The sequence below is a fragment of the Coleofasciculus sp. FACHB-712 genome (genome assembly GCF_014695635.1).
GTDB lineage: Bacteria > Cyanobacteriota > Cyanobacteriia > Cyanobacteriales > FACHB-T130 > FACHB-T130.
This window is the reverse complement of record NZ_JACJOQ010000665.1, coordinates 1-3,816: the sequence shown is the minus strand read 5'-3', so window position 1 is coordinate 3,816 and position 3,816 is coordinate 1. Positions and strand designations below refer to the sequence as shown.

Annotated in this window: 4 protein-coding genes; all 4 read left to right on the top strand. The window is 41.1% G+C overall.

All coding sequences use genetic code 11. The features are described from left to right. On the top strand, positions 1-825 hold an 825-nt coding region (locus tag H6F50_RS25095; protein ID WP_206754850.1), incomplete at its 5' end, for an SDR family oxidoreductase. A gap of 29 nt (positions 826-854) precedes the next feature. Further along, complete coding sequence (locus tag H6F50_RS25090) at positions 855-1,781, top strand: SMP-30/gluconolactonase/LRE family protein (RefSeq protein ID WP_190430782.1); 927 nt, start codon at positions 855-857, stop codon at positions 1,779-1,781. A 44-nt stretch (positions 1,782-1,825) separates the two neighbouring features. After that, positions 1,826-2,959: a nucleotidyltransferase family protein gene (locus tag H6F50_RS25085; protein WP_190430781.1), complete on the top strand. Its 1,134-nt coding sequence runs from the start codon at positions 1,826-1,828 to the stop codon at positions 2,957-2,959. A 159-nt stretch (positions 2,960-3,118) separates the two neighbouring features. Next, the coding region (locus H6F50_RS25080; RefSeq protein WP_190430780.1) for a M48 family metalloprotease at positions 3,119-3,816 on the top strand (698 nt) is incomplete at its 3' end.

Genomic DNA, 3,816 nt, shown 5'->3' with positions numbered 1-3,816 from the left:
ACAGCTCCAAAGTTGGTAGTTACAAAACCAGCAACAGAGCCTTCGGTAGTTATCGATAATCAGCTTTTAGCTGGAAAAAATGTTCTGATAACTGGAGCAGCCAGAAATATTGGAAGAAGTATTGCTCTTGAAATGGCCAAACAAGGCGCAAACATTTTCTTCACTGACCTAGTTCGGGAAGGATGTGAAAATTTAGAAAAAGAATTGAGCTGCTATCCAGTTAAATCAATAGGTTTGGTATCAGACGTTTCCAAGAAGGAAGATAACGATTATTTATCTAATTATTTAGTAGAAAACAAAATAAATATTGATATTCTTGTCAACAATGTGGGAATCCAATTTGAGACAAGCCAGAGCAAAGACCTTGATTTAGGAGAATGGCATAAAACCTTTAATACCAATGTTTTCGGGCCAATGTACCTCACAAAGCTTATTTCTCAAATGATGGTTAATCATCGCACTCATGGCTCAATTATATATATCACGTCTATTCACCAATGGGAACTTGTACGTTGGCCTAGTTACAGCTCCTCAAAAGCTGCGATAGGAATGATTATCAAAGAATTGGCTCTAGAATTGGCAACTTCTGGGATAAGAGTTAACGGAATCGCTCCCGGTTGGGTAGCGGAAGATGAGCAAGGAAATTCACTTTTTCACAGCTATACTCCGCTGGATAACAGTTCAATTAATCCTGGTTATATTGGTCGTGCTGCTGTTTACCTAGCTTCTGACTATTTTTCAAAGTTTACTACTGGAACCATTCTCAAAATTGATGCTGGGTTGTCATTATATAATCATCGTTATGCCGAATCTCTGAATCAGTAAAAAAGTGTTGTTATTTTAAAGAAAGTCAAATGGTGCGTATTGCGAAATGGATAAAAAGAAAATTAAAAGAAGAATTGTTTACAGGGGAACTGGAGGCAAAATGTCAAGCCTTTAAAAGTCTTTTCCCTAAAAATGCAACTGTTGAGCGTGTGGCTACGGGATTTGAATTTACAGAAGGTCCTATTTGGTTTGCTGAAGAAAAATATCTCCTCTTTAGTGATATTCCGGCTAACAAAATCTTTAAACTGACTCCCAAGAGTGAGGTAAAAGTCTTTAGAGAGCCTAGTCGTAATTCCAACGGTTTGACTAGAGATAAACAGGGACGACTCATTGCTTGTGAACACGGAACGCGCCGCGTCACCCGCACCGAAAAAGATGGTTCAATTACCGTCTTAGCTGATAAATTTCAAGGTAATAAACTGAATAGTCCTAATGATATTGTCGTGAAAAGTGACGGTTCTATCTACTTCACAGATCCGCCTTATGGCATCAAACCCGAACAGCAGGAACAACCAATCCAGGGGGTTTACCGCCTCTCGCCTGATGGCAAAGAAATTATTGTCGTAGCCGACGATTTTGATAAACCCAATGGACTAGCATTTTCACCGGATGAAAAAAAGCTTTATATCGACGATTCTGAACGCCGTCATATTCGCGTGTTCGACGTTCAAGCTGACGGTAAACTTGCTAATAGCTGCATCTTTTATAAGATTAATGGGAAAAAACCTGGTTTACCTGATGGGATGAAAGTAGACGTGCAAGGACATATCTACTGCACAGGTGCAGGAGGGGTGTGGGTTTTCGATCCAGCAGGGAATCATTTAGGAACAATTGTTACCCCAGAGGTGCCAGCTAATTGTGCTTGGGGAGATGATAATTTGCAGAGTCTTTACATTACTGCTGGTACTTCTGTTTACAAAATTAGAGTAAACATTCCAGGCATGAAAGTACCTTAATTAATTATGAAAGGACGCTTCTAAAAAATACTAAATTAGCTGAAATGCATAATCTAAATTCAGAAAATCATTATAGCTTTAGCTGCCCTGATTCTGAGCAGAAATTGCTTTTACGGGCAGCACTTTTACAGGGAGAAGAAGCGATCAACTCCTGGCATAAATGGAAATCATCTGCCGATATTGAGACTCTCGATGTAGAATCCTATCGGTTGCTACCTTTACTTTATCGCAACTTATCTGCACATAGCGTGACAGATCTGCATATGGCAAGACTGAAAGGGGTTTACCGACGAACTTGGTGTGAGAATCAAGTTTTGTTGGAAAAAATTGCAGATGTTATTCGTTCTGTTCAGAATGCTGGTATCGAAATAATGCTGCTGAAAGATATAGCCTTAAATCTGCATTATTATCAAGATAAAGGGTTGCGGATGATACATAATATAGAATTTTTAGTTCATCCAGCAGACGTATTGAAAACTATAAACTTATTGACTAATATTGGCTGGATAGCTAAAGGAAAAATCCCGAATACAATTGCACGATTTCCCCATAATTTGAGGTTTGAAAATAAATCAAAACAATACTTTTATCTTCGCTGGCATTTGTTTGCAGATGCTTTTCAAGAAGACGCAGAAAAAGATTTCTGGGATAGTGCGATATTAACCAAGCTGGATGACTTCTCAACTTATGTTTTAAATCCTACCGAGCAGTTATTATACGTTTGTGTATATGGAGGAATGAGTAATTTTGTTTTTCCAGTTACTCGGCTAGCGGATGCCGCAATACTTCTCAACTCATACCAGTCAGAAATTGATTGGAACCGACTGATAACACAGGCACAGAAGTACCGCTTAATTTTGCCATTACAAAATATACTCACGAAATTACATGAAATCCTAAATTTCCCAATCCCTTCGTTGATTTTACAAGAAGTACAAAATCTACCCATTTCTAAATTTGAGCGCAGCGAATATCAGCTCATGAGTAGAGAAGAAAAATCAGTTACTGAGCGTTTGACAAGTAGATATCTACAATATTCAAGAACCGTAAATCCTGATAATTTTCAATTAAGATTTCTAGGTTTTCCCCGGTATCTACAATATATTTGGGGTTGGGAACACTTATGGGAAGTTCCATTACAAGCAATGATGCGGGGTATAAAAAGGCTCATTGGGTAATCGCGATCGCTACCACCTAAAAAGACATGAAGCTTCTTACCCATTTCCCTACCAGCCGGAAGAGGCAAGTTTCATACATGAGATAGAGCCTAGACACTCCAGAATCTGAGACCTTAAGAACAAATAAAGAAAATCTTCAACAACTGCTTTCTAATCATCATGTTTGGAAATCAAATTAAGACAGCAGCATTGCTGGGACTCCTCAGCGGTCTTCTGGTTCTGGGTGGCTATTATTTGGTAGGCAACGAGCAGGGGCTATATCTAGGTCTGGCTTTTGCGGCATTCAGTAGTTTTAGTTCTTGGTATTACTCTGACCAAGCCGCCTTGATGGCGTATCGCGCTCAACCGATTGCCCGTCAAGAGGCTCCAGAACTCTACGATATGGTGGCTTCCCTGAGCCAAAAAGCCGGGATTCCCATGCCCAAGCTGTTTGTAGTGCCAACCAAATCTCCCAATGCTTTTGCAACCGGACGAGATCCGGATCATGCTTCTGTGGCAGTGACTCAAGGGATTATGGAATTGCTTTCCCGCGAAGAACTTGAAGGTGTTTTGGCTCACGAACTTACCCACGTCAAAAACCGCGACACTCTCACTCAGGCGGTTGCAGGGACTATTGCGGGAGCGATTACCTTTGCGGGGCGGATTCTCACTTTTGGAGCGCTCTACGGCCCTGTCACCCGCGATGACCGCCGAGGGGGAAACGCTTTGGGTTCCTTGTTTCTTATCGTTTTGGCTCCGATTGCGGCGGCGCTAATCCAGTTTGCGATTTCCCGCACCAGGGAGTATTCTGCTGACTTGGGTTCGGCTGAAATCACGGGGAATCCTTTGGCGCTTGCCAGTGCGTTGGAGAAGCTTGA